This is a genomic window from Actinophytocola xinjiangensis (genome assembly GCF_001921215.1).
GTDB lineage: Bacteria > Actinomycetota > Actinomycetes > Mycobacteriales > Pseudonocardiaceae > Actinophytocola > Actinophytocola xinjiangensis.
In genome coordinates this window covers 197,598-223,748 of sequence record NZ_MSIF01000003.1, presented here as the reverse complement: position 1 = coordinate 223,748, position 26,151 = coordinate 197,598, and the positions used below count along the sequence as shown (strand labels likewise).

At 71.5% G+C, this 26,151-nt stretch carries 20 protein-coding genes; 15 read left to right on the top strand and 5 right to left on the bottom strand.

The annotated features are described in order from the left end of the window. The first annotated feature begins 13 nt into the window (after positions 1-13). The 5 genes from BLA60_RS08800 to BLA60_RS08780 are packed head-to-tail and all read left to right on the top strand — an operon-like array spanning position 14 to position 5,392. Positions 14-973, top strand: coding sequence for a Bug family tripartite tricarboxylate transporter substrate binding protein (locus tag BLA60_RS08800; RefSeq protein ID WP_075132296.1), 960 nt, complete (start codon positions 14-16; stop codon positions 971-973). Positions 974-980: 7 nt separating this feature from the next. Beyond that, positions 981-1,478, top strand: coding sequence for a tripartite tricarboxylate transporter TctB family protein (locus BLA60_RS08795; protein ID WP_075132295.1), 498 nt, complete (start codon positions 981-983; stop codon positions 1,476-1,478). 3 nt (positions 1,479-1,481) lie between these two features. Beyond that, positions 1,482-2,999, top strand: a complete 1,518-nt coding sequence (locus BLA60_RS08790; RefSeq protein ID WP_075132294.1) for a tripartite tricarboxylate transporter permease — start codon at positions 1,482-1,484, stop codon at positions 2,997-2,999. Positions 3,000-3,050: 51 nt separating this feature from the next. Next, positions 3,051-4,796, top strand: coding sequence for a gamma-glutamyltransferase family protein (locus tag BLA60_RS08785; protein WP_075132582.1), 1,746 nt, complete (start codon positions 3,051-3,053; stop codon positions 4,794-4,796). A 41-nt stretch (positions 4,797-4,837) separates the two neighbouring features. Then, positions 4,838-5,392, top strand: coding sequence for a hypothetical protein (locus BLA60_RS08780; RefSeq protein WP_154814225.1), 555 nt, complete (start codon positions 4,838-4,840; stop codon positions 5,390-5,392). A gap of 6 nt (positions 5,393-5,398) precedes the next feature. On the opposite strand, the gene BLA60_RS08775 is transcribed toward BLA60_RS08780, so the two are convergent. Further along, on the bottom strand, positions 5,399-10,861 hold the full coding sequence (locus BLA60_RS08775; RefSeq protein ID WP_075132292.1) for an ATP-binding protein: 5,463 nt from the start codon (positions 10,859-10,861) through the stop codon (positions 5,399-5,401). Between the two features lie 480 nt (positions 10,862-11,341). On the opposite strand from BLA60_RS08775, the gene BLA60_RS08770 reads away from it, so the two are divergent. The 4 genes from BLA60_RS08770 (at position 11,342) to BLA60_RS08755 (ending at position 16,094) form a co-directional block, all read left to right on the top strand. After that, positions 11,342-12,385: a family 2 encapsulin nanocompartment cargo protein polyprenyl transferase gene (locus BLA60_RS08770; protein ID WP_075132291.1), complete on the top strand. Its 1,044-nt coding sequence runs from the start codon at positions 11,342-11,344 to the stop codon at positions 12,383-12,385. Between the two features lie 102 nt (positions 12,386-12,487). After that, on the top strand, positions 12,488-13,969 hold the full coding sequence (locus tag BLA60_RS08765; RefSeq protein WP_075132290.1) for a hypothetical protein: 1,482 nt from the start codon (positions 12,488-12,490) through the stop codon (positions 13,967-13,969). After that, positions 13,962-14,864, top strand: a complete 903-nt coding sequence (locus BLA60_RS08760) for a terpene synthase family protein (protein ID WP_154814224.1) — start codon at positions 13,962-13,964, stop codon at positions 14,862-14,864. The genes BLA60_RS08765 and BLA60_RS08760 overlap by 8 nt, the downstream gene beginning before the upstream one ends. Before the next feature lie 21 nt (positions 14,865-14,885). Continuing rightward, positions 14,886-16,094 (top strand): cytochrome P450, encoded by a 1,209-nt coding sequence (locus tag BLA60_RS08755; RefSeq protein WP_154814223.1) that lies wholly within the window; start codon positions 14,886-14,888, stop codon positions 16,092-16,094. Between the two features lie 38 nt (positions 16,095-16,132). Here BLA60_RS08755 and BLA60_RS08750 read toward each other — a convergent pair whose 3' ends face one another. Beyond that, positions 16,133-17,734 (bottom strand): GMC family oxidoreductase, encoded by a 1,602-nt coding sequence (locus tag BLA60_RS08750; protein ID WP_075132287.1) that lies wholly within the window; start codon positions 17,732-17,734, stop codon positions 16,133-16,135. Positions 17,735-18,093: 359 nt separating this feature from the next. Here BLA60_RS08750 and BLA60_RS08745 point away from each other — a divergent pair, with 359 nt between their 5' ends. The 5 genes from BLA60_RS08745 (at position 18,094) to BLA60_RS08725 (ending at position 22,466) form a co-directional block, all read left to right on the top strand. Then, positions 18,094-20,493, top strand: coding sequence for a sensor histidine kinase (locus BLA60_RS08745; protein WP_162292930.1), 2,400 nt, complete (start codon positions 18,094-18,096; stop codon positions 20,491-20,493). Positions 20,494-20,537: 44 nt separating this feature from the next. Beyond that, positions 20,538-20,945, top strand: a complete 408-nt coding sequence (locus BLA60_RS08740; RefSeq protein WP_075132285.1) for a roadblock/LC7 domain-containing protein — start codon at positions 20,538-20,540, stop codon at positions 20,943-20,945. Further along, a complete protein-coding gene (locus tag BLA60_RS08735; RefSeq protein ID WP_425427041.1) occupies positions 20,942-21,328 on the top strand; it encodes a DUF742 domain-containing protein in 387 nt (128 codons plus the stop codon). Before BLA60_RS08740 ends, BLA60_RS08735 begins: the two co-directional genes overlap by 4 nt. Next, positions 21,309-21,917, top strand: coding sequence for a GTP-binding protein (locus tag BLA60_RS08730; RefSeq protein ID WP_075132284.1), 609 nt, complete (start codon positions 21,309-21,311; stop codon positions 21,915-21,917). The genes BLA60_RS08735 and BLA60_RS08730 overlap by 20 nt, the downstream gene beginning before the upstream one ends. Before the next feature lie 93 nt (positions 21,918-22,010). Beyond that, complete coding sequence (locus BLA60_RS08725; RefSeq protein WP_075132283.1) at positions 22,011-22,466, top strand: hypothetical protein; 456 nt, start codon at positions 22,011-22,013, stop codon at positions 22,464-22,466. Here the strand turns inward: BLA60_RS08725 and BLA60_RS08720 are convergent. The 3 genes from BLA60_RS08720 to BLA60_RS08710 form a co-directional block, all read right to left on the bottom strand. Further along, complete coding sequence (locus BLA60_RS08720; RefSeq protein WP_075132282.1) at positions 22,463-23,080, bottom strand: CG0192-related protein; 618 nt, start codon at positions 23,078-23,080, stop codon at positions 22,463-22,465. The genes BLA60_RS08725 and BLA60_RS08720 overlap by 4 nt on opposite strands. Positions 23,081-23,127: 47 nt before the next feature. Next, positions 23,128-24,132 (bottom strand): sensor histidine kinase, encoded by a 1,005-nt coding sequence (locus tag BLA60_RS08715; protein WP_075132580.1) that lies wholly within the window; start codon positions 24,130-24,132, stop codon positions 23,128-23,130. Positions 24,133-24,194: 62 nt separating this feature from the next. Continuing rightward, positions 24,195-24,854 carry a response regulator transcription factor gene (locus tag BLA60_RS08710; RefSeq protein WP_075132281.1) on the bottom strand — a complete coding sequence of 220 codons (660 nt, stop codon included), beginning with the start codon at positions 24,852-24,854 and terminating at the stop codon, positions 24,195-24,197. 104 nt (positions 24,855-24,958) lie between these two features. Between BLA60_RS08710 and BLA60_RS08705 the strand changes: the two genes are divergently transcribed. After that, positions 24,959-26,146, top strand: coding sequence for a glycosyltransferase family 87 protein (locus tag BLA60_RS08705; protein ID WP_075132280.1), 1,188 nt, complete (start codon positions 24,959-24,961; stop codon positions 26,144-26,146). Positions 26,147-26,151: the final 5 nt, after the last annotated feature.

Below are 26,151 nucleotides of genomic sequence, written 5' to 3'. Positions count from 1 at the left end.
AAGGAACAGTCGCGTGATCCGGGCGGCAGCGGTCGCTGCCGTCGGTATGTCCCTCGTGCTCGGCGCCTGCGGCGCGGCGGGCGGTAGCGGGAACTACCCCACCAAACCAGTGAAACTCATCGTTCCCTACAGCGCCGGCGGTTCCGGCGACCCCGTCGCGCGGCAGTACGCCCGCCAGCTCGGCAAGGAACTCGGGACGCAGATCGTGGTGGAGAACCGCGAGGGCGGCTCGGGCACCATCGGCACCAACGCCGTGGTCACCGCCCCGGCCGACGGCTACACCATCGGCTACGGCCACAGTTCCCCGCTGGCCCTGCAGGTGCACCGCAACGACGACCTGTCCTACGCCACCACCGACGACTACGAGTGCATCGGCGGGTTCGGTGACGAGCCGACGGCGGTCGCGGTCAAGGCGGACGCGCCGTGGGACGACTTCGCCGCCTTCGTCGAGGCGATGCGCGCCGAACCGGGCAAGCGCACCATCTCCGTCGGCGGCGCCGGCAACGTCAAGGACCTGCAACTGCAGGAGTTCGCGCGGGTCTCCGGCGCCGAGTTCACCACCGTCCCGTTCTCCGGCGGTGGTTCCGAGGCGATCACCGCCGTGCTCGGCGGGCGGGTCGACGCGGTGGCGGTCAACCCCGCCGGGCTCGCCGGCCTGGTGCAGTCGGAGGATCTGCGGCTGCTGGTGGTGTTCACCGACGGGGACTACACCTTCCTGCCGTCCGAGGCGATCACCGAGGCCGGGTTCGACGTGCGGCTGACCCCCGACCGCTCGGGCGTCATCGCGCCCAAGGGCCTGCCCGAGGACGCCCGCAAGCGGCTGACCGAGGCGCACCAGGCCGTCGTGGACAGCGACGAGTTCCGTGAGTTCCTCGACCAGAACGGCTACGTCTACGCCCCCTCGGACGCCGCCGACTTCGCCGCGAAGATCAAGGCCGACACCGAGGCCTTCGCCGAACTCGTCGAAGGGTGAGGCGGCGATGACCGAGCAGGCGGTGGAACGGGACGAGAGCACGGCCCTACCGCTGTGGCGTGGCCGGCTGATGGCGGCGATCGCCGGGCTGGTGGCGTCGCTGGCCTACCTGTGGCAGGCGCTGCTGCTGCCGCTGGGCACCGAGGACCGTCCGGGCGCCGGGCTGTTCCCGGTGGCCGTCGGCCTGGCGTTCGCCGTGATCAGCGTGCTGACCGGGCTGGAGGCGCTGCGCGGACGCGACGAGGACGCGACCTACACCCTGCCGCGCGGGCTGCGGCGGCGACGGATGCTGACCGTGCTCGGCGCGCTGGTGGGACTGCTCGTCGCACTGCCGCTGCTGGGCCTGCTGATCAGCGGGTCGGCCTTCGCGGTGGTGGCGCTGCGGGTGCTCGGGGCCGGAACCTGGCTGCGCTCGGCGCTGTACGGGTGCGGGCTGGGTGTCGCGGTCCACCTGCTGTTCGTGGTCCTGCTCGAGGTGTCGTTCCCGTCCCTGACGGGGGTGTAGCGAATGGACGCGCTGGAAGGACTCGCCTACGGGTTCGGCGTCGCGGTCACACCGGAGAACCTGCTCGCGGCGTTCATCGGTGTCCTCATCGGAACGACGATCGGCGTCATCCCCGGGCTGGGTCCGGTGGCCGGCGCCGCGCTGATCCTGCCGTTCACCTACACGCTCAGCCCGGCCGCCGCCGTGATCATGATCGCCGGCATCTACTACGGCGGGATGTACGGCGGGTCGACGACCTCGGTGTTGCTCAACGTGCCGGGGGAGACCGCGTCGGTGGTCACCACCATCGACGGCTACCAGCTCACCAAGAAGGGACGGGCCGGGCCGACGCTGTTCATCATGGCGGTCGGCTCGCTGATCGCGGCCACCGTGTCGATCACGCTGGTCGCCGCGTTCTCCCCGTCGCTGGCCGACCTGGGCCTGGACTTCGGGCCGGCGGAGTTCTTCGCCGTCATGGTGTGCGGGCTGATCATGCTGTCCCGGATCTCCGGCGGCACCCTGATGAGCAGCATGTTCCCGCTGGCGGTGGGGCTCGCGCTGGGTACCGTCGGCCAGGAGCAGGTCACCTCGGTCTACCGGTTCACCTTCGGCTCGCTGGACCTCGCGTCGGGCCTGCCGGTGGTCGCGGTGGCCATCGGCCTGTACGGCATCGCCGAGGTCTTCTCGCTGATGGAGGACAGCGGCCGGACGCCGAAGGTGGCGCGGGTGCGGGTGCGGGACATGGTGCCCTCCCGGGAGGAGTGGCGCCGCTCGTGGGCGCCGTGGGGCCGGGGCTCGGTGATCGGGTTCCTGTTCGGACTGCTGCCGGGACCTTCGGCCGCCATGTCCAGCTTCGCCTCCTACCGCGCCGAGCAGAAACTGTCCAAGTACCGCAAGCAGCTGGGCACCGGCGCCATCGAGGGCGTCGCCGGGCCGGAGGCCGCGAACAACGCGGCGGCCACCTCGGGCATGGTGCCGGTGCTCTCGCTTGGCCTGCCGTTCTCGGCGACGCTGGCGCTGATCCTGTCCGCGCTGATGATCCAGGGCATCCAGCCAGGACCGCTGCTGGTCGACCAGCACCCGGACATCTTCTGGGGCGTGATCGCGTCGATGTACATCGGCAACATCATGTTGCTGGTGCTCAACATCCCGCTGATCGGCGTGTGGGTGAGCATGCTGCGGATCCCGGCGCACGTGCTGGCGGTCGCCATCCTGCTGGTGGCCACGGTCGGTGCCTTCAGCGCCACGAACAGCATGCTCGGCGCCTACACGCTGGCGGTCGCCGGCATCGCCGGCTACTTCCTGCGCAAGCTGAAGTTCAACCTCACGCCACTGATCCTCGGGCTGATCCTCGGGCCGCTGATCGAGAAGCACCTGCGCGAGGGACTGTTCCTGGCCCAGGGTGACCTCGCCTACTTCGTCAGTGGTCCGATAGCGCCGGTCATCTACGCTGCGATGCTGGTCGTCGTCGTGCTCGTGCCGATTCACCGGGCTCGTCGTCGCCGGGCCACCGACCGCGCGGCCAGCGCGCCGACCAGTTGAGGAGTGCCGTTGTCCTTCACCACCAGACCCACTCTGCAGGGCACTTTCGGCATGGTCTCCTCGACCCACTGGCTGGCCTCCAGCACCGCGATGGCCGTGCTGGAGGACGGCGGCAACGCCTTCGACGCGGCCGTGGCCGCCGGGTTCGTGCTGCACGTCGTCGAACCGCACCTCAACGGCCCGGCCGGCGAGGTGCCGATGATCCTGGCCCCGGCCGGCGGGCGGCCCACCGTCCTGTGTGGTCAGGGCCCGGCCCCGGCCGGTGCGACCATCGGGCACTACCGCTCGCTTGGCCTGGACCTGGTGCCCGGGACCGGGTCGCTGGCCGCCGCGGTCCCCGGCGCGTTCGACGCCTGGATGCTGCTGCTGCGTGACCACGGCACCCGCCGCCTGGCCGATGTGCTCTCCTACGCCATCGGCTACGCCGAGCACGGCGCCCCGGCGGTGGAACGCATCGGCGAGACCATCGAGACCGTCCGCGAGCTGTTCGAGACCGAGTGGCCCTCCTCGGCGGAGGTCTACCTGCCGGGCGGGCGCTCGCCCGCGCCGGGTGAGCTGCTGGCCAACCGGGCGCTGGCCGGCACCTGGCGGCGGCTGGTCGCCGAGGCCGAGGCGGCCGGACCGGGCCGCGAGACCCAGATCGAGGCCGCCCGGCGCGCGTGGCGGGAGGGTTTCATCGCCGAGGAACTGGCCGCGTTCGCCGCCACCGAGGTCCTCGACACCTCCGGCGAGCGGCACGCCGGCACCCTCACCGGTGACGACCTCGCCGCCTACGAGGCCACCTACGAGCCGCCGCTGACCTACGACCGCGACGGCTGGACGGTGTGCAAGGCCGGGCCGTGGACCCAGGGCCCGGCGTTCCTCCAGCAGCTGGCGCTGGCCCCGGACGTCCTGCCCGAGGCGGGCACCGCCGACTACGTGCACACCCTCGTCGAGGGCACCAAGCTCGCGATGGCCGACCGCGAGGCCTGGTACGGCGACGCCGGTGACGGCGTGCCGATGACCGAGTTGTTGTCCCCCGGCTACACCGCGCAGCGCCGCTCACTGATCGGCGACCGCGCGTCGACCGAACTGCGCCCCGGCAGCCCCGGCGGACGCGCCCCGCGACTGAGCGACTACGCCCTGGGCGAGGCCGCCGACATCCCGGTGGCCGCCGGCGCCGGCGAACCCACCGTCATGGACACCGGCGCCAGCCGGGGCGACACCTGCCACCTCGACGTCGTCGACCGGCACGGCAACCTGGTCGCCACCACCCCCAGCGGCGGGTGGCTGCACGCCAACCCGGTGATCCCCGCGCTCGGCTTCCCGCTCGGCACCCGCCTGCAGATGGCCTGGCTGCAACCCGGTCTGCCGAACTCGCTGACCCCCGGCCGGCGGCCCCGGACCACGCTCACCCCGTCGCTGGCGCTGCGCGGCGGCGAACCGGTGATGGCCTTCGGCACCCCGGGCGGCGACCAGCAGGACCAGTGGAGCTTCCACTTCTTCCTGGCCGTCCTGCACCGGGCGCCGGTGCGCGGGCAGCTGGACCTGCAGGGCGCCATCGACGCGCCGAACTGGCACAACGACAGCTTCACCGGCTCGTTCTACCCCCGGGCGATGCGTCCCGGCTCGCTCACCGTGGAGAGCCGGCTCGGCGCGGACACCATCGCCGAGCTGCGCCGCCGGGGCCACGACGTGACCGTCGGCGAACCGTGGTCGGAGGGCCGGCTGTGCGCGGTGGCCCGGGACCCGGAAACCGGCATCCTCTCCGCCGGGGCCAACCCGCGCGGCATGCAGGGGTACGCGGTGGGCCGCTGACCAACCCTCCACTATGGTCCCGGCCGGAGGAGGTGGTCACCGTGCGGGGACCAGGCTGGCGCCCGGGGGACATGCACCCCGACGAGATCGAGGACCTGCTGTTCGAGGCCGCCCGCCGCTACCACCACCTCGTGGGCGGCGCGCATCCCGAGGGCGTCCCGACGTCGCTGCGGCTAGACGTCGAGGAGATCGCCTACTTCGACGGTCACGTCGACGTCGCCCGCTACGACTACCTGGAGCTGGGGGAGCGGATCACCGCCGGCCTGCTCGGGGCGCCCAACGCCGTGCGGTTCCTCCGGGGCGAGGTCGAACCGTCCTGGCGGCCACAGGGTCTGCGGCGCGTCGTGCTGACCGACCAGCGCCTGCTGGTCCTCGACCACGGCCGGTGGGTGTCCTACCGGCACCCGTCGGTCGCCGAGTTCCTGCCCGAGCCGGTCGACTTCGTGGTCACCCTGGTGCTGCACGACCTCCAGCCGCTGCGGCTGTCCGGGCCGGAGCTGGCGTCGCTGGCCGTGGTCTACGCCAGCCTGCTGTACCAGGCCGAGGAGCTCCCACGGCTCCCCGGCTTCGCCCGCTTCGACCCGGACACGACCTGATTCCGCTCAGCCCAGCCGGGTCTCGATCGCCTCGATGACCTTCGGCCGCAGTTCGGCGGCCCGGATCACCGCGTCCACCGAGCCGACCTCGACCGCCCGCCGGATGTCGTGCACCCGGTCGAACTCGGCCGCCACCTCGCCCAGCTTCTCCGTGCGCACCGACGAGCGCAGCTCGTCGACCTCGGCGGTCAGCGCCGCCCGGTCGGCGCCGGACGCCGCCCGCGCCTTCGCCTCCAGCTCCCGCACCCTCGGGTCGGCCGCGGTCCTGGCGTTCACGTCACCGGCGAACACGGCGGCGGCGGCCGGCGCGCCGCCGAGCACCGACGCGAACGAGCCCTCCAGCGCGAGCACGGTCATGTTCGGGTTGAGCGCCTTGGAGAACACCACGAACGCGCCGCCGTGGTAGCGCGAGATCACGCAGAACACGATGGGGCCCTGGAAGTTCACGATCGCCCGGCCGATCTCCGCGCCGTACTCCAGCTGCAGGTGGCGCATCGACTCCGGTGAGCCGTCGAAGCCCGACAGGTTCGCCAGCACCACCAGCGGCCGGTTGCCGCTGGCCGCGTTGATCGCCCGCGCCGCCTTCTTCGACGAGCGGGGGAACAGCGTGCCGGCGGTGTAGGTGTCCGGGCCGTCGGTGGGCGGGAACCCCGGCCGGGGCACCGCGCGGGACTCGATTCCCAGCAGGCACACCGGGATCCCGCCCAGGTGCACGTCCTGCACGACCGCGGTCTCGGCGTCGGCCATGCCGGCCCAGCGCTCCAGCACCGGGTGGTCCTGGTCGGCCAGCGCGTGCATCACCGACCGGATGTCGAAGGGCTTCTTGCGGTCGGGGTTGGCCTCGGCCGAGAAGATCTGGCCGACGGTGGTGAAGTCGCTGCCCTCCAACGCGTGCGGGAACCCGGAGATGTCGCGGTCGACCGGGTCGTCGGTGACCGCGCGGCGGGGCGCGGTCTCGCCGGGCACGACGTAGGTGTGGTCGTAGTGGGCCATCAGCACGTCGCGCGCGGCCGTCAGGTTCGGCGCCCAGTACTGCGCCTGCCCGTTGGGGCCCATCACCCGGTCGTAGCCGCCGATGCCGAAGTTGTCCTCGGCGGACACGCCGCCGGAGAAGTCCAGCGCCTGCTTGCCGGTGAGCACCATCGCCGAGTCCGGTGTCATCACCAGGATGCCCTTGGTGTGCATGAGCATCGTGGCCTCGGCGTTCCAGTACGGCTGGGCGCCGACGTTGATCCCGGCGACCACGATGTTGATCTCACCGCCGTCCTGGGTGAACTCGACGATCCGCTTGAGCGCGGCCGCCACCCAGTCCATGTTCTCCGTGCCGGACTCCATCGAGATCCGCGCGCCGGCCGACAGCGAGTACCACTCCAGCGGCACCCGCAGGCTCTCGGCGAGGTCCAGCGCGGCGATCACCCGGCGGCACTCCGGTTCCGACAGCGCGCCCAGCGCCATCGTCGGATCGCCGAGCAGCACCACCCGGGTGACGCCCTCGGGGTGACGCTCGGTCGCCGAGGTCACCACACCGGCGACCATCGCCGCGGTGTTGCGCCCCTTGGGCCGGTCCACCGGCACCAGCGTGTGCGTGTCGTCGAGGTCGTACTCGGTGAACTCGCCGAGCAGGCCGGTCAGCTCGTAGGGGTAGACGGTGTTGCGGCTGCTGGCCCGCAGCACCTTCTGCCGGTAGTCGTCGATCGGCTCGACCGGGCCGTCCGGCTGGTCGCCGACCGACATCTCGATCTCGCCGGTGGCGTCGAAGGTGACCCGTACCGAGGTCTTGACCAGCTCACCGGTCTCCCGGTCGCGCTGGCGGGCGATGAACAGGATCTCCTCCAGGCCAGCGCCGGCGGTCGTGGGCAGCACCCGGTCGGCGATCATCGCCAGCTCCTCGCGGGTGATGTCGCTGGGCGGCCAGACGTAGATGACGATCCGGTTGGTGGTGAACCGCTTCTTCGACGGCCGGCTCGACTGCGCGCGGCGGATGGAGTCCAGGCAGGTGGCCAGCGTGTCCTCGGCCGTGGGCAGCGCGACCAGCCGGCCGTCCTGCTCCCGCAGCTCGGTCAGGTCCCGCACCTGGGCGAAGGCCACCAGCCGGTCGTCGGACGGGTTCTCCCTGGCCACGCACTGGAACAGGTAGACCTCCTCGTCGGAGGAGGGCAGCCGGGTCAGGTCGAACTTGCTCAGCCGCTCCAGCTGCATCCGCTGCGCGATGTAGGGGTGCAGGCCGCGGATGAGCCGCTCCTCGGTCATCCCGGCGGTGGTGGGGCGGAAGGTGAAGTGGTGGTGCATCACCGCGCCGCCGCTGCCGGCGACCGTGGTGGTGAGCCGGCGGACCTGGTTGGGCAGCCACTGCGCGCCGACGACCGCGTGCAGCGCGGCGGCCATCGCCGCCGAGTCCTCCGGCTGGTTCTCCCACGCCAGGTAGATGTCGGCGTCGACGACGTTCTGGCCCCTGGCCAGCTCGGCCAGCCCGCGCAGCGCGTTGCCCAGCTCGTCGAAGCCGACCGCGGCCGACACCAGCGACGAGCCGGCGCGCTCGGCGACGACGAACGTGCAGTTCTCGACGTCGTTGGTGCGCACGGCGGTGAGGCCCTTGTTGCCGTAGTACCGGCGGGTCAGCACCTCCAGCATCACCGCGTTGTCCAACGAGCCGCGGCCAAGGCGCTGGCCGAGCAGCCGCACCAGCGGTTCGGTGCTGCGCACCATCTCGGCGATCCGCTCGGCGCGGTCGGGCGAGTGCGGGTGCGCGTCGAGGTGGCGCAGGTGCTTGCGCACGTTGGCGTAGACCCGGGCGCGGTTGCGGCGCAGCAGCGGCTGGCCGAACCAGGCGAACACCACCCCGCGCGCGAGGTCGGCGACCACCGGGAACCGCACCTGGGTCGCGGCCACCAGCCGCTCCAGCGCCAGACCGATCGGCTCGCGCAGCGTCTCGTCCGGCGGCGGCTCGCGCAGCCACGCGCGCAGCAGGGTGGCCACCACCCCGGCGTCGACCGAGGCGCGCTGCTGGGCCAGGAAGATCCGGAACACCGCGCCCTCGAGCTCGTCGCAGCGTTCCAGTTCGGCGACCCCGTAGTGCCCCAGGGCGTTGGCCAGCTTGGCGCGGAACGCCTCGGGCAGCACGGCCCGCTCGACGTCCAGGCTCTGCAGGTAGGTGTGGAAGTGCTCGCGGTCGCTGTGCACGTGGCTGGTGCTGGTCTCGCCGGAGTCGCCGCCGGCGGGACGGTTGCGCGACAGTTCGGTCAGGTCGGCGAACACGTCGACCAGGCCGAGCTCGTCGGCCAGCGGGCGGTGACCGTTCTCGGTGGCCGCCTCGCGCGCGGTGAGGTAGTCGTCGAGGACGCGGCGCTCGTCGTGCGGGTCGACGTCGAAGCCGAGCAGCAGGCTGCGCAGGTCCTCCAGGCCGCGTGCGGCCCGCACCCGGGCGGGGACCTCGGTCGGCGCGGCCGGCAGGTCCAGCTCGACGGTCTCGGTGGCGGTGTCCTCGTCCTCGGTGTCGTCGCTGAGCGGTTCCAGGCGCAGCAGCGGCGCCCCGGTCTCCACCTGGCTGCCGACCGACACCACGCATTCCTTGAGCCGCGCGCGGAACGGCGCCCGCAGCACGGTCTCCATCTTCATGCTCTCCAGCACCAGTACCGGTGCGCCGGCGTCCACCTCGTCGCCGACGGTCAGCGGCGTGGCGACGACCAGGGCGGGGGCCGGCGAGCGGACCACGCCGCCCTCGTCGCGGCTGACCCGGTGGGTCACGCCGTCCACCTCGACCAGGTGGATCGGGCCGTGGGTGCCGGTGAGCAGCCGGTACCGGGCGCCGTTGACAATGATCTGCCCGGTGTGCCGGTCGACCCGGTCCAGTTCGACGTCGGCCGTGCGGACCTCGCCGCCGGCCTCGATGCCGACCCGGAAGCGGTGCGCGCCGACCCTGGCGACCCGCACCCGGTAGCCGGCGCCGCGCAGCTTGAGGTCCAGCGGCTGGCCGCTCTCGTGCTGCACCTGGGGGCGCCCGCCGAAGGCGGTGGACAGCAGTCGCTGCCGCTCGGCGCTCTCCTGCTCCTCGTAGGCGTCGATCGCGGCGGCGGCCAGCGCGACGGCGGAGTGCTTGTGGGAGACCAGCCGGCCCTCGCCGCGGACCCGGTCGATCCAGCCGGTGTCGGCGCTGGCGTCGATGACCTCGGGCTGGTCGAGCAGGTCGAGCACGAAGCTCTTGTTGGTCGCGCCGCCCTCGATGATCACCCTGGTCTCGGCCATCGCGCGGCGCAGCCGGCCGAGGGCCTCGTCCCGGTCGCGGCCGTAGGCGATGATCTTGGCGATCATCGAGTCGAAGTCGGCGGGGATGGTGTCGCCCTCGCTGACACCGGTGTCCACCCGGATGCCCGGCCCGGCGGGCAGGTCGAGCAGGACGATGCGCCCGGGGGAGGGCGCGAAGTCGCGGTCGGGGTCCTCGGCGTTGAGCCGCGCCTCGATGGCGTGCCCGCGCTCGACCGGCGGCGTGCCCTCCAGGCGTCCGCCGGATGCGACCATCAGCTGGGCCTTGACCAGGTCGAACCCGGTGGTGGACTCGGTGATCGGGTGCTCGACCTGAAGGCGGGTGTTGACCTCCAGGAAGGCGAAGAGCTTGTCGCCGGGGTGGTACAGGAACTCGACGGTCGCCGCGCCCCGGTAGCCGACGGCGACGGCCAGCCGCTCGGCCGATTCCTTGAGCTCGGCGGTCTGCGCGGGGCTGAGCACCGGGGAGGCGGACTCCTCGATGACCTTCTGGTTGCGGCGCTGCACCGAGCAGTCGCGCACACCGAGCGCCCACGCGCGCTCACCGTCGGCGATCACCTGGACCTCGACGTGCCGGGCGCCGGTGACCAGACGCTCCAGGAAGACCACGCCGCTGCCGAAGGCGCGGGCGGCCTCCTGGCTGGTGCGTTCGTAGGCCTCGGACAACTCGTCCTCGCTGGTGATCACCCGGATACCGCGCCCGCCACCGCCCGCGGTGGCCTTGAGCATGAGCGGGTAGCCGATGCCGGCGGCGGCCGTCTTGGCCTCCTCCAGCGTCTCGACCGCGCCCCGGCTCCACGGCGCGACGGGGACGCCGACCTCCTCGGCGATCAGCTTCGCGCCGATCTTGTCGCCGAGCTTGCGCATGGCGGTGGCCGACGGGCCGACGAACGTGACACCGACCTTCTCGCACAGTTCGGCGAAGGCGGGGTCCTCGGCGACGAAGCCCCAGCCGACCCACGCGGCGTCCGCCCCGGTCTCGACCAGGGCGCGTTCCAGCACCTTCAGGTCGAGGTAGGGGCGGGCGGAGGCGGGGCCGAGGTCGTAGGCCACGTCCGCCTCGCGGACGAACGTGGCGGTGCGGTCGACGTCGGTGTGCAGTGCGACGGTCTCGATTTGCCTCCCGGTCTCCGCTGCGATCTCCCGGACGGCGTGGATGAGCCGCACTGCGGCCTCACCACGGTTGACGATGGCGACACGACCGAACACCCGACCGAGCCCCTCCTGCTAGACGACGGTTGCGCAAGCCGCGACATGGGCTGCCCCGGCAGTGCGCCCAACACTTCCGGCTGCCGGCGAGCCGCGCCATGTCGCCATCACCGCAGACTACGCGGCCCTGGTTGTGGAGAACGTCCAAATCCACTGGACCGCGAGTGGTGGACCTGTCAGTTCTCCGGCGGCCCGAGAGCGACGCGTCCGGTGCCGAACCGATCACGGTCCGTGATCTCTCACTGTGGGTGACCACATGGTGGACCACTGACGGCGACCTTGTGGGAAGTTTTCCCACCCGTGACGCCGGTCACGGATCCGATGTTCGCAGGCCACGAGTGTCCACAGTGGAATGGATATGAAGGGGACGGTCCCAATGGGAAAACTGTTGGTTTCGGACCGGCCAGGTCATGGTGTACCAAGGTCACTTGAAGATCGGACGAGCGGCACATCACACTCCGGCGGGAAGGTGTATGCGCTATGGCGCCACTCGAGATCGTCGAGGATCGGTCGGGGACCGACGTTCTGGAATGGAGCCGGGGGCTGGTCCGTCCTGCCCTGCGCGCGGCCCTCGACCGGCTTCCGGTGTCGATGCGCCGGGTCGCCGAATACCACTTCGGATGGTCCGACGAACACGGCCGAACGGCCGAAACCGTTGACACCGGAGGAAAATCCGTCCGCCCGGCACTGGTCCTGCTGGCCGCGAGAGCCGTCGGCGGCAGCGAGCGGGCCGCCGTGCCGGCGGCCTGCGCGGCGGAGCTGGTGCACAACTTCACCCTGCTGCACGACGACGTCATGGACCGCGACCCCACCCGCCGCCACCGCGCCGCCAGCTGGTCGGTTTTCGGTGCCAGCACGGCGATCCTGGCCGGCGACGCGTTGCTGACGCTGGCCTTCGACGTGCTCGCCGACACCGGCCGCGAGGACCTGGCCGCCGAGCTGCGCCTGCTCACCTCCGTCCTCTACGAACTGGTCGACGGGCAGAGCGCCGACCTGGCCTTCGAACGGAGATCGGACGTCGCCCTGCTGGAATGCGTGCACATGGCGGCCGGGAAGACCGGGTCGCTGCTCGGCGGCGCGTGCGGTCTCGGCGCGATCTCCGGCGGCGGTGACTCCGACCAGGTCGAGGCACTGCGGGGTTTCGGCCGGCATCTCGGACTGGCCTTCCAGTACGTCGACGACCTGCTGGGAATCTGGGGAGATCCGGCGACCACCGGAAAGCCGGTCCATTCGGATCTGGTGAACCGCAAGAAATCCCTCCCGGTCGTCGCCACCCTCACCGCCGGCACCCCGGCCGGCGCGGAACTGGCCGAGCTGTACCGCCGCGACGCCCACCTCTCACCCGGCGAGCTCGCCCGCGCCGCCGACCTGATCGAGGCCGCCGGCGCCCGCGCCTGGGCGCAGGACCAGGCACGCGAACACCACGCCCAGGCACTGGCCTGCCTGCGCGACACCGGACTGGACCCGGGAGCCACCGCCGACCTGGGCGTCCTGGCCGCCCTCGTCGTCAACCGCGACCACTGACCGCGACCACTGACCGCGACCACCGACCGCGACCACGTCACGGCGTTCGCCCTCCGGCGGCCGCCGTGTCGCTGACGTCTGTCCCCGAACGGAGAGTTCTCGATGCTGAGCACGATCGAAGAGGCCGACCACCTCGTCGACGGTCTGGGCGAGCGCCCGGTCGCGGCCATGGCCTACGCCACCGCGTGGGCCGCCCGCCTGGTCACCGGCACCGGCGAGCCGGAGTTCCCCCTGGCGCGGGAATGGCTGCGCACCCACCAGTGGCCGGACGGGTCGTGGGGCGGCAGCGTGCCCAACGCCTACGACCGGCTGGTGTCCACCGCCGCCGCCGTGCTCGCCCTGCGGGAGGTGCCCCAGGACTGGGCGGCCGGCGCGGTCCGCTCCGGCGTGGCCTACCTGTGCGAGCACGCGTCGGACTGGCGGCAGGCGACCGGGGAGCCGATCGGTTTCGAGGTCGTCGCCCCTCATCTGGTCGAGCAGGCGCGGCTGGCCGGGCTGTTACCCGCCGGCACCGCCGACTCGCTGGACGAACTGGCGCGGCTGCGCGCCGACAAACTCTCCCGGGTCCCGCCCGGCGCCCTCGCCGGTCAGCCGACCGGCCTGCTCTACTCCCTGGAGGCCCTCGGCGAACTGGTGCCGCTGCCACAGATGGCGAAGTTCACCTCGGTGAACGGCTCGATGGCCAACAACCCGCCGGCCACCGGTGCGTTGTGGGAGGCCACCCACGACCCGTCCGCCCTCGACTACCTCACCGAGGCGGCGCGGTCCACCGGTGACGGCGGCATGCCGGAGATCTACCCGATCAACGTGTTCGAACCGTCGTGGGTCATCTACCTGCTGGGCCGCGCCGGCCTGTGGCCGCCGGCCGCGCGCCGCCACGTCGAGCGGCTGGCGAAGCTGGCCGGCGGCGCCGGGGAGCCCGTCGGGGTCAGCGAGGAGTTCCCGGTGCCCGACTCCGACGACACCGCCATGGTCGCCAACCTGACGCACACCTTCGGGTTCGACCCCACCGCGCTGCTGGACTCGCTGCTGTCCTTCGAGACCGACGACCACTTCGTCGGCTTCGCCCACGAGCGGGGCGCGCCGGTGAGCGCGAACGGGCGCGTGCTGGAGGCGTTGGGTCACCAGGCCCACCGCTTCGGCCCGCAGCTGGCCAAGGCCAGGGACTTCCTGCTCGACAGCCGCCACGAGTCGGCCTGGTGGTACGACAAGTGGCACCTGTCGGCGCACTACGCCACCGCCCAGGCGGTGTTCGGGCTGGCCGGTGTGGTGCCGGCCGACACCCTGGCCGGGACCTGGCGCTGGCTGCTGGAGGGGCAGCACGCCAACGGATCCTGGGGTCTGGCCGGCGGTCTGCCGGAGGAGACCGCCTACGCCGTGCTCGCCCTGGACACGCTCGCGCCGCACCTCGGGCCGGTGCCGGCCGAGGTCCTGCGCCGTGCGGCCGGCTACCTGCGTGAGCACCTCGACGCCACCGACCACGCGCAGCTGTGGATCGGCAAGGGCCTCTACACCCCGCCGGCGGTCGTGCGCGCGGCCGTGCTGTCGGCCTACGTACTGAGCAGGAAGGGACTCGATGACTGACTTTCCTCCCGTCGACCAGTGTGTGTCGGTGATGAGCAGAGGACTGGCCGCCCTCGGTGACCTGGAACGGTGGATGGCCGTCCACCACCCCGGCTACGAGAGCCGGACGATGGCCGCGATCGCCTTCAGCGAGGCGGGCATCGCGCCGTGGGCCACCGGCGAGCAGCTGCGCCTGCCGACGCTGATGGCCATGTGGGTGATCGTCCTGGACGACTACCTGGAACAGGAGGCCACCGACCTCACCGAGATCGACGAGCTGGTCGACCGGTGCAACGCCGTGGTCCGCACCGGTCAGGCGGACGACGCGCACCCGCTGCTGATCAGCCTGTCCGACTGGCAGCGGCAGGCCGTCGCACTGCCGCGCTACCCGGACCTGGCGCCGCTGTGGGAACGCGGCGTCGCCAGGACCCTGGACGGCTACCGGTACAACTGGGTCGCCGGCTGGGCCCGTGACCGGGGCGAGACACCGCCGGGGCTGGCGATGGACGTCGACGAGTACCTGGCGCACATCGGCAGCAGCGCCATCGGCCAGGTGCACGTGCCGAGGTGGCTGACCTTCGGCACCGACACGCTGCTGGACAACCTGGAGGTGCTGGTCCCGGCGCTGGAGGACACGCACTACGTGTGCCGGCTGGCCAACGACCTGGGCACCATCGAGCGCGAGCTGAGCCAGCCGGGCCACGGGCACAACAACATCCTCATGTACGGGGTGTCGCCGGAGTGGGTGCGCGACCTGCTGGAGCGCCGGCTGGCGTCGGTGCGGTCCGGGCTCGCGCCGCTGCTGGCGACGGGGGACCGGGACGCCGTGGCCGTGCTGCGGCTGGCGCAGTGGTGCGTGAGCCAGTACCTCGGCAGCTACATCGACACCGAGTTCCTCGTCCACGGCGTCGCCTGAACCGAACGGAGGACCACCAGCATGAGCACGACGTCATCCGGGACGTCATCGGGCGTGGACGCACCGGTCCGTGACTTCAACCACCACAGCGACCCGGCGGTCCGCGTCGACCCGTTCACCGCGTTCGACCGGTTCCGCGACGAGCGGGTGTTCTGGACCGAGGAGCTGGACGGCTTCTGGGTGCTGACCCGGCACGCCGACATCCGCGCGGTGCTGCGGGACACCGACGCGTTCTCCAGCCGGCACACCTCGATCCCGCCGGCAGGCTGGCCGCGTCCGCTGATGCCGGTCGAACTGGACCCGCCCGACCACAACCGCTACCGCGCGCTGCTGGCGCGCTGTCTGAACGGCGCGGCGGGCTCGACCATCACCCGGGCGCTGGAAACCGCGTCGGCGCGGCTGGTCGAGCGGCTGGCCCCGGCCGGCGAGTGCGACCTGGTCCTCGACTTCGCCCGGCCGTTGCAGAACGCCCTGTTCGCGGCGTTGTTCGACGTGCCGGAGGAGGAGACCCAGGCGTGCTCGCGGTGGGCCGACGACCTGCTCCAGGACGTTGACCCCGGCCGCCGTGCCCGCGCGACGACGGAGTTCATGGCCTACGTCGGCCGGGCCATCGGCGAGTACGAGACCGGTGTGCGCGGCGGGGACGGCACGGGGCTGCTGGACGTGTTGGCCAGCGCGGAGGTCGACGGCGAGCCGTTGAGCCGGGAGCAGGCGCTGGATCTGGCGTTCCTGATGGGGATGGCGAGCCTGGACACCCTGACGAACTCGGTCAGCTTCACCTTCCGCTACCTGGCGGCGCATCCCGAGCACCAGCACCGGCTGGCGGCCGAGCCGGGGATCGCCGCCTCGGCCGCCGAGGAGCTGCTGCGGCTGCACTCGGTGGTCAGCATCGCCCGCACCGCCACCCGGGACACCGAGGTCGCCGGTGTGCGGCTGCGGGCGGGTGACCGGGTACTGCTCAACCTGTCGCTGGCCGGGCGCGACCCGCACCACTACCCCGATCCGGCGTCGGCGGACTTCGACCGGGCCAACAGCGCGAGCCACGTCGCCTTCGGTTTCGGCGCGCACCGCTGTCTTGGCGCGCGGATCGCCACCCAGGGCCTGGCGGCCGCGCTGCGCGACTGGCACACGTCCATTGTGGACTATTCGGTCGGGCCAGGCGCGGAGTTGGCGATGGACGGCGGCGCGGTGTGCTCGCTGGAGAACCTGCCGCTGGTCTGGCGGAGCTGAGCGGGTGGTGGCCGCCACCCGGCGGCCACCACCCCGCCTCACGCCTCGTCGAGGATGAGGTCGGCCGCCCGCCAACCCAGCGCGGAGACCGGTCCGTTGAGGTTGCCCGACACCATGATCGGCAGCACCGAGGCGTCCACGACCCGCAGCCCGGCCACGCCCCGCACCCGCAGCCGCGCGTCGACCACGTCGTCGTCGGCCGGTCCCATCGCGCAGGTGCCGATGGCGTGGAACCCGCAGGTACCCATCACCAGGCCGGCGTCGATGATCTCCTCGTCGGTGCGCACCGCCGGGCCGGGGGCCGTCTCGTGGTCGATCCGCTTGGCCAGCGGGCCGGTGGCGAACAGCCGGCGCAGCACGCGGAAGATCTCCACGGCCGTGCTCCGGTCGTGCTCGGTGGCGAAGTAGTTCGGCACGATGTCCATCGGCGCGTCCGGGTCGGCCGAGGAGATGGCGACCGAGCCCTCGCTGTCGGGGCGCAGCAGGTAGCCGATGCACAGCATCCCGGGGTCCGGCTCGATCCTGATCGCACCGCTGGGGTCCGGCGGCAGCATCGAGAACGGCGCGATCTGGAACTGCGCGTCCGGCCGGTCGAGGTCCGGGCGGGTCCGGAAGAACCCGACGACGTCGAAGGACGGCGCGCCCAGTGGCCCGCCGCCGGTCTCCTGGTACTCCCGCGCCGCCTGCTGCTGGCCCTCGGGCGAGCTGAGCAGCCGGTTGTAGCCGAGGTTCTCGGCCAGGCGGAACTGCAGGGTGAACACGCGGTGCTCGCGCAACCGGCCGCCGACGTTGGGGCTGTCCACGGCGACCTCGACACCGGCCCTGGCCAGCACGTCGGCCGGGCCGATGCCGGAGAGTTGGAGGATCTTCGGACTGCCGATGCTGCCGGCGGACAGGATCACCTCGCGGGCGGCGGTGTACTCCACGGCCTGCCCGTCGCGCCGGCCGCTGATGCCGACCGCCCGGCCGCCGTCGAGCACGACCCGGTCGACGGTGGTGCGCACCGCGACGGTCAGGTTGGGCCGGTCGGTCACCGGGTGCAGGAAGGCGTTCGCCGCACTGCACCGCCGGCCGTCGCGGATCGTGGCGGTGGCGTAGCCGACACGGTCCTCGTCGGTCTCGTTGAGGTCGCGGGTGCGTCGCCAGCCGAGTTCGGCGCCGGCGGCCAGGACGTCGTCGAGCAGCGGGTCGCCCTCGGCGGCGGTCGAGACCTGGAGCGGGCCGCCGGTTCCGCGTGACTCCGAGGCGCCGAGGGCGTTGTCCTCGATGGTCCGGAACACCGGCAGCATGTCGTCCCAGCCCCAGCCGGGGTTGCCCAGGGCGGCCAGCGCGTCGTAGTCCGCCGCCTGACCCCGGTTGTAGATCATGCCGTTGACCGCGCTCGATCCGCCGAGCGTCCTGCCCCGTACCCAGTGCTCGACCTGTCCCGCCGGACCGAAGGGCCGGGTGGGGTGGTGCCACGCGGTGGTCGGGTCACCCAGCAGTTCACCGAACCCTCTCGGCATCGCGATCAGCGGGTTGGTGTCCTCGTCACCCGCCTCGACCAACAACACCCGGACGTCTGGATTCGCCGAGAGGCGGTTGGCGAGCGCGCACCCCGCCGGTCCGGCGCCGACGATGACGTAGTCGAACTCTGTCACGGAAACTCCCGTTCTGGGTTACTGGCGCGGTCGATATCCGGAAGAACTAAGGCCGGCACACTAGTACTCCCCGTTCGGCATTGGACAGGCCGGTGATCGGCGGTCGTGTGACCAGCTCCGGAAGGATTGGTAATCCTGATTTTCTCTCTCTTGTGGACGGTCTACCTGGTTCTTTGGAGCAAATGTCGATTGACTGGTTCACGGTGGCCGGCAAATCCACTATGGTGCCCCGATGATCGACGCCGGAGCCGGTGCGTGCGCCGATCCGCATTCACCTGTGAGGAGTCGGGGTTGTTGTGAGGCTTGCCAGCAGCAGGGGACGAAGGAGCCGGAGCATCCGGCTGCGGATGCTCGCCATCGTGCTCATCCCCAGTGCGGCGCTTCTCGTCATCGGTGTCGGTGCCTCCGGGTACCTGGTGAAGGACGGCTACGACGCCCAGGAATGGGCGACCACGATGCAGGACACCGTCGCCCCTGGCACCGCGTTCGCGGCCGGCGCCCAGGAGGAACGCCGGGTCAGCCTGCAACTGCTCGGCGGCGACCGCTCGGTCATTCCCGAGCTGACGCGGGCCCGCGCTGACTTCGACCGCGCGGTCGCCAACATCCAGGGCCTGATGGGCGGCCTCAACGACCTCAACCCCGGCGCCATCGAGGAGGCCAACAAGATCTTCCCCAAGCTCATCGGGGAGCAGCTTCCGCAGATCCGCCAGGGCGTCGACGCCGGTGTCGTGCCGTGGGCGGACGTCAACGCGTACTACAGCGGCGTGGTCGAGCTGATCAAACTGGGTCTGCAGGGCATCGCGGAGACCGCGCCGGACTCCAAGACCGCCGTCGAGGAGTCCACCGCGACGACGCTGTTCGCCGTCGCCGACTCGATGTCACGCGCGCACGCCGTGGCCATCGGCGGCGTCGTCCGGGGCGGGCTGTCGGTCGAGGAGTACCAGGAGTTCTCCAGCCAGGTCGGCCGCTACCAGGTCGACATGCAGGCGGTCATCCCGATCCTCACCCCGGAGTTGCAGCAGCGTTTCGGCGCCCTCGCCGAGACCCCGGAGTTCCGGCAGCTGGCCGCGCAGGAGAGCGCGCTGCGCCTGCGCGGGCCGTCCACAGAGGATTCACCGGGCAACGGCGAGCCGCTGCCGCTGAACCTGGAGCAGTGGCAGCGGGCCGCCTCGGCGGTCAGCGGCGAACTGCTCGACATCTACTCCGAACACCACCGCTACGCCGAGGGCTTCGCCGCCGAGACCGGTGAGACCACGTTCGTCAACTCGCTGCTCGGCGGTGGCGCGGTCCTGCTGATCACGCTGATCGCCACGTTCGTCGCCATCCGGCTGTCCAACCGGGTGGTCCGGCGGATGAAGAACCTGCGGGCCGAGACCCTGGAGCTGGCCGACACGAAGCTGCCGATGATCGTCGGCCGGCTGCGCGGCGGCGAACAGATCGACCTCGCCCGCGAGATGCCGCCGCTGGACTACGGCCGCGACGAGCTCGGCGAGGTCGCCCAGGCGTTCAACAAGGCGCAGCGCACCGCCGTCGCCGCCGCCGCGCACGAGGCCGAGATCCAGAACGGCTTCCGCACGGTGTTCCTGAACATCGCCCACCGCAGCCAGGTCGTGGTGCGCCGCCAGCTGGAGGTGCTGGACAAGGCCGAGCGCGAGCAGGAGGACCCCGAGGCGCTGGAGTCGCTGTTCCAGCTCGACCACCTCGCCACCCGCGCCCGCCGCAACGCCGAGAACCTGCTGATCCTCGGCGGTGAGCGGCCCGGCCGGCGCTGGCGCAACCCCGTGCCGCTGGTGGAGATCGTGCGGTCGGCCATCGGCGAGACCGAGCACTACAAGCGGGTGCACACCGGCCGGCTGCCCGAGGTCCACATGCTCGGCTCGGTGGTCGCCGACCTCATCCACCTGCTGGCCGAGCTGGTGGACAACGCCACCGCGTTCTCCCCGCCCGACGCCAAGGTGGAGGTGCGCGGCAACCGGGTCGGCAACGGAGTGGTCGTCGAGGTCGAGGACCAGGGCGTGGGCATCCCGTCGGACGAGTGCGACGACATCAACGCGTTCCTGCAGAACCCGCCGGACTTCGACGTGATGGCGCTGACCGAGGAGGCGCGGCTGGGCCTGTTCGTGGTCTCCCAGCTCTCCGCGCGTCACGGTGTCAGCGTGACCCTGGTCGACTCCGTCTACGGCGGCATCCGGGCGATCGTGCTGGTGCGTTCGGCGCTGATCGCCAGCGACCCCGAGGACGACCTGCCGCGCGCCGGCCTGGCCCGCAACGGCGACGGTCCCGCCCGCCTGCCCCGCCAGCGCCAGCTCGACACCGCCCCGCCGCCCGAGATCCCGGTGCAGGCGGCACCGCCCACGACACCCCCCTCGGCGGCACCCTCTGTGCCGCCGCCGGCCGTGCCGGCCCAGGCCCAGCCACCGTTCCCGAACGACCTGGCCGGGCCGGAGGACATCAACGAGCAGACCGTCCAGTGGTCGGCCAGGGACCTGGCCGCCGGTGCGCCGCCGCCGGGCAACGGGATCGGTCGCCAGCGTGGCCGCTCGGCCCAGCCAGGACCGGCCGACCGCGGCGACGACAAGCGCCCGCCGCTGCCGCGCCGGCGCCGCCAGGCCAACCTCGCCCCGCAGCTGACCGGCGAGTTCGACGCCCTCACCCCGCCGGCGGCCGAGTCCGAGAATCCGGAGGCGGACGCCGAGCAGTCGCGCAACCGGCTGTCGGCCTTCCAGCGCGGTACCCGTGAAGGACGTGCGGCCCCGTGAGCCGCCGGTCACCCGAGTTCGTCCAGCAGCAAGACAGGGGAGCCATGGAGGAGTCCAACCCGAGCGATCTGAACTGGTTGCTCGACGATCTGGTGATGCGCGCGGTCGGTGCCCAGCACGCGGCGGTGCTGTCCACCGACGGCCTGTGCGTCGGCCGTTCCCGCAGCCTGAACCGGGAGGACAGCGAACACCTCTCGGCGATGGCCTCGGCGTTCCAGAGCCTCGCCAGGGGAGTGGGCCGCCATTTCAACGGCGGGCACGTGCGGCAGACGGTGGTCGAGCTGGACCAGGCGTTCCTGATCGTGACGGCGGCGGGCAACGGTGCGTGCCTGGCGCTGGTGGCCTCCGCCGACTCGGACATCGGCATGATCGCCTACGAGATGAACGTGATGGTGAAGAAGGTCGGCAAGTACCTCGTCGCGCTGCCGCGCGTTCCTGGCGCCAACATGTGAACCACGAGAACATGAAGCACGGTCGGGATTCCTGGTACGACGACGACGCCGGGCCGTTGGTCCGTCCGTACACCGTGACGCGCGGTCGTACGCACTCGGAGCGTCTCGACCTCAACCTGATAACGCTGGTGGTCACCGCGGCCGCCGAGAGTGCCTCGATGGATCCCGAGTACGTCGACATCCTGCGGCTGTGCCACTACCCGCTCTCGATCGCGGAGATCAGTGCCAAGCTCGGGCTGCCGATCACCGTGATCAAGATCCTGGTCGCCGACCTGATCGAGCAAGGTTGTCTGAACTTCAGCTCTCCCCCGTCGCCCCTGAACACGGAGACCCCGGACATGAACATCCTGCAGGCGGTACTCGATGGCATCCGTAGGCTTTGATCCCGCACCCCAGGCGACCCTGGGGACCTCCGCGCTGAAGGTGTTGGTGGCCGGCGGGTTCGGTGTCGGCAAGACCACGTTGGTCGGTTCGGTGAGTGAGATCCCGCCGCTGCGCACCGAGGAGGTGCTCAGCACGGTCAGCGGGGGAGTGGACGACCTGGTCGGGGTGGAGGCCAAGACCACGACGACGGTAGCCCTCGATTTCGGACGGATCACCCTCAACGAATCGCTGATCCTCTACCTGTTCGGCACGCCGGGACAGGAGCGGTTCTGGTTCATGTGGGACGAGCTGGCGATGGGCGCGCTGGGCGCGGTGGTCATCGCCGACACCCGCCGGCTGGACGGCTGCTTCGCCGCGGTCGACTTCTTCGAGCGCCGGCAGATTCCGTTCATCTTGGCTGTCAACAACTTCCACGGGCAGCAGATGTACACAGTGGACGAAGTGCGGGACGCGATCGACCTGGACCCGGTGGTCCCGATCCTGCTGTGCGACGTGCGCGAGCGGGAGTCCAGCAAGGGTGTACTGGCCAACCTGCTGGAGCATCTGATCGCGTTGGCAGCCCAGCCACACGCCCGCCACCGACCTTGACTCCCGCATACCCCCCGATGGTACCTTGAGCCGGCTTGGATACCCCCTGATGGTATGTACCTCGCTGGTGGGCGGGAGAACCGGAGGTCAGTCGTGCGGATCGCGGAGAAGATCGTGGTGAAGGGTCCGGTCCGGAACTTCGTCCAGCACCTGCTGGAGATGACGATCGCCATGTTCGTCGGGATGTTCGTGCTGGGCATGCCGGCCGACCTGCTGTTCGAGGCACTGGGCTGGACGCCGGTCACCGGCGACCTGGTGCCATCGACCCTGCTGATGGCCACCTACATGAGCATCGGCATGGCCGCCTGGATGCGCCTGCGCGGCTGCGGCTGGCCGGCGACCAGGGAGATGGCGCTGGCGATGTACGTGCCGTTCCTGCTGATGTACCCGCTCTACGCCGCCGGCTGGGCGTCCGAGGGCGCGGTGATGACCTTCGGGCACGTGCTGATGACCCCGGCCATGATCGTGGCCATGCTGCTGCGGGTGAACGAGTACACCGCCACCCACCGCTCCCCGGTCCGGCGCGCCACCCCCGAACCGGTCGCCTAGCGCGGCGAGGCGGAGGCCAGCGCGACCGGCGTGTCCCGGCCGGGCCAGGTGCCGGTCAGCACGGCACCGGTGAGCCGGGGCGCGTCGAGCCGGCGGGCCAGCGCCAGGTCGACCGTGTCGGTCTCGATCACCGTCGGGTCGCCGTCGACGACCCGGCGGACGGCGGTGGGGGCGGCCGACCCGCCTGCCGTGGTGCCGGCGATGGTCATGCTCGGGTCCCGGGGTTCGAGCCGGTCGCCGGCCTCGAGGAACTCGGTGGCCTGGCCGGCGTCCGCCAGCACGGCGGCGGTCAGGGCGGCGGCGTACACCGGGTCGCCCACCGCGTCGTACACCCAGCGGCGGCCAAGGACCGAGTGCTCGGTGGTGCCGACCAGCAGGTCCTCGCCGCCGGCCAGCGGCGCGCCCCGGTAGGTCAGGGCCACCTGGAAGGTTCCCCGCGCGGTACCGACGAGGATGGTCTCGATCCCGACCTCGCCGGCCGGGTCGTCGAACCGGTAGGCGGCCAGTCGTTCGAGGTCGCCGGCCGGGCCGGCGAACCAGGGCCGGCCGGGCAGCCAGGCGGCGATCAGTTCGAGTTTCGTCGGCCGCAGGGTGGCCCGGTGGATCAGTGCCATGGCCCGATCCTCCCCCGGCGCCGACGGCCGGGTGCACGCGGCCCTGATCAGGGCAGGTAGAGCTCGATCCGCAGGCCGCCCTTGTCTCCCGGCCGCGCCTGCACGACACCGTTGTGCGCCGAGCAGATCGACCGCACGATCGACAGGCCGAGGCCCGCGCCGTCGCGCTGGTGGACGCGCTCGGCGCTGAGCCGGCGGAACGGCTCGAACAGCGCGGACACCGACTCCGCCGGGACGTGCGGGCCGGTGTTGTGCACCGACAGCGCCGGCAGCCCGGCGACCACGACGTCCACCGTCCCGCCCGGCACGTTGTACGTGATCGCGTTGTGCACGAGGTTGGTGACCATCCGTTCCAGCAGGACCGGGTCGGCGCGCACCATCCGTGACACCAGGCCCCGGTGCAGCGTCACCTCGTGCTGCGCCGCCAGTTCGCCGTGCGCGTCGAGCACCTCGGCGACGACCACGTCCAGGCGCACCGGCATCACGCCGGGCAGGCCCCGGTCGCTCTCGGCGAGCACCAGCAGGCCCTCGATGAGCCGCTCGTTGCGCTCGTTGACCACCAGCAGTTGCTCGGCGAGCCGTGTGAGGTCCGGGTCGTCGCGACTGGTCACCATCGCCACCTCGACCAGCGTGCGCTGCACGGCCAGCGGGGTGCGCAGCTCGTGGGAGGCGTTGGAGGCGAACCGCCGCTGGCCCTCGAAGCCGACCACCAGCCGGTCGAGCATGGCGTCGAGGGTGTCGGCCAGTTCGCGCAGCGGGTCGTTCGGCCCGTCCAGGCGGACCCGCTGGCCGAGGTTCTGCGGCCCGAGGTGGCGCAGCGCGGTGGTCATCGTGGTGACCGGCGCCAGCACCCAGCGGGCCAACCGCCGCAGCATCAGCACGATCAGCGCCAAGCCGACGATCACGAGGACCACGCCGATGAGCTGATCCCGGGGCAGGTAGTGAACACACACCGAGACCTGGCCGAACTCGTCGTAGCACAACTGCTGGATGTTCAGCAGGGACAGGTACAGCCGGTGGAGGTGATCCCCCACGAGCTGGACAATCACCATGCCGAGCACCAGTACGGCCAGACACAGCAGGACGATCCGGCCGCCGACCGTCTGGGCCCCGATCAGGTGCCGAAGCGATAGCCCGCGCCGGGGACGGTGTGGATCAACGGCGGGTTGCCCAGCTTCCGGCGCAGTGTCATCACCGCCATCCGCACCGCGTTCGTGAACGGGTCCGTGTGCTCGTCCCATGCCTTCTCCAGCAGTTCCTCGGGGCCGATGACCGTACCGGTACCTCGCATGAGGATCTCCAGAACAGCGAACTCCTTGGGCGAGAGGGCGAGCAGCCGTCCGTCGCGGGTGACGTGCCGGCGTGCCGGGTCGAGCACGACCCCGGCCGCGTCGAGCACCGGCGGCACGGCCGGGCGGGCGCGCCGGTACAGCGCCTGCACCCTGGCCGTCAGCTCGGCGAAGGCGAACGGCTTGGTCAGGTAGTCGTCGGCGCCAAGGCCGAGTCCGTCGACCCGGTCGCGGATGCTCGCGGCGGCCGTCAGCATCAGCACCCGGGTCTCGGTGTTCCTGGCGATGATCAGTCGGCAGACCTCGTCGCCGTGGATCTTGGGCAGGTCCCGGTCGAGGATGACCACGTCGTAGGCGTGGACGGTGACCCGCTCGGCGGCGGCGTCGCCGTCGTAGCAGACGTCGACGGCGAAGCCGTAGTGTCGCAGGCCGGTCGCGACCGCGTCGGCGAGCAACCGCTCGTCCTCGGCCACGAGTATCCGCATCTGGTTCCCCCTCCCCGCGCGCTTTTCTAGCGGCTGCGGGATAAGCGCGGGATAAAGGCCGCGTTTAGGTGATCTCGACGACCTCGCCCGTACACCTGTGGCGCATGCGAACACGGGTCGTCGGGGTGACCGGGATCGGTCTTGTGGTGGCGGTGTGGTTGGGCCTGGAGTGGTGGTTCGGGCTGCGCGGGCTCACCGGCTACCGCCTGGACCTGGACGTCTACCGGATCGGCGGGTCGGTCTGGCTGGACGGTGGTCTGCTCTACGGCGAGCTCCCGGCGCTGCGCATCGGCGGGGACCTGCCGTTCACCTACCCGCCGATCGCCGCGGTTGTGTTGGCACCGTTCGCGGTGGTCCCGTTCGAGGTGGCGAGCCTGGCGATGGTCGTGCTGACCGTCGGCGCGCTGGCGGTCGTGGTGGTCACGGTGCTGCGCTCGCTGAACGTGTCGCCGTGGCCGGCGGCCGCGGCGGTGCTGGCGGTGGTGCTGATGCTGGAGCCGGTGCGCGAGACGCTGGGGTTCGGTCAGGTCAACGCGGTGCTGATGGCGTTGGTGGTGCTGGACACGCTGACGCGTACCCCGCGCTGGCCACGGGGGGCGCTGATCGGCCTGGCGGCGGCGATCAAGCTGACGCCGGCGGTGTTCGTGTTGTTCTTCCTGCTGCGCGGCGACCGGCGGGCGGCGTTGACCTCGGTGGTCTCGTTCGGGGTCGTGACGGCGGTGGGTTTCCTGCTCTCCTGGCAGAACTCGGTCCAGTACTGGACCTCGACGGTGTTCGACTCCGGGCGGATCGGCGCGCCGCACGCGCGGTCGAACCAGTCGATCACGGCGCTGCTGGCGCGGTTCGGGGTGGAGTCGACGGTGTTGTGGCTGACGCTGGCGGCCCTGGTGATGGTGGCGACGATGGTGGCGATGTGGCGGGCGTTCGCCGCCGGCCGTCCCACGTGGGCGTTGTCGCTCAACGCGCTCGGGGCGCTGGTGGTGTCGCCGGTGTCCTGGTCGCACCACTGGGTGTGGGCGGTGGTGGTCCTGCTGGTGGCCGGTGTCGGTTTCTGGCGGCGGCCGACGGTGGCGTCGTTCTGGTTGGCCGGTGGGGGAGTGGCGCTGTTCGTGCTCTCGCCGCACTGGTGGTGGGAGCGCGACGACCCGTGGACGGCGTGGCGTTGGATCTCCGGGCACGGCTACCTGATCTTCGCGGTGCTGGTGGTGCTGGTCTCGGCGGCCGGGGTGTGGCGCGACCATCGCGACAACGGACAGATAAAAACCACTAACAACTATATTGATGTCCGATAATCTGG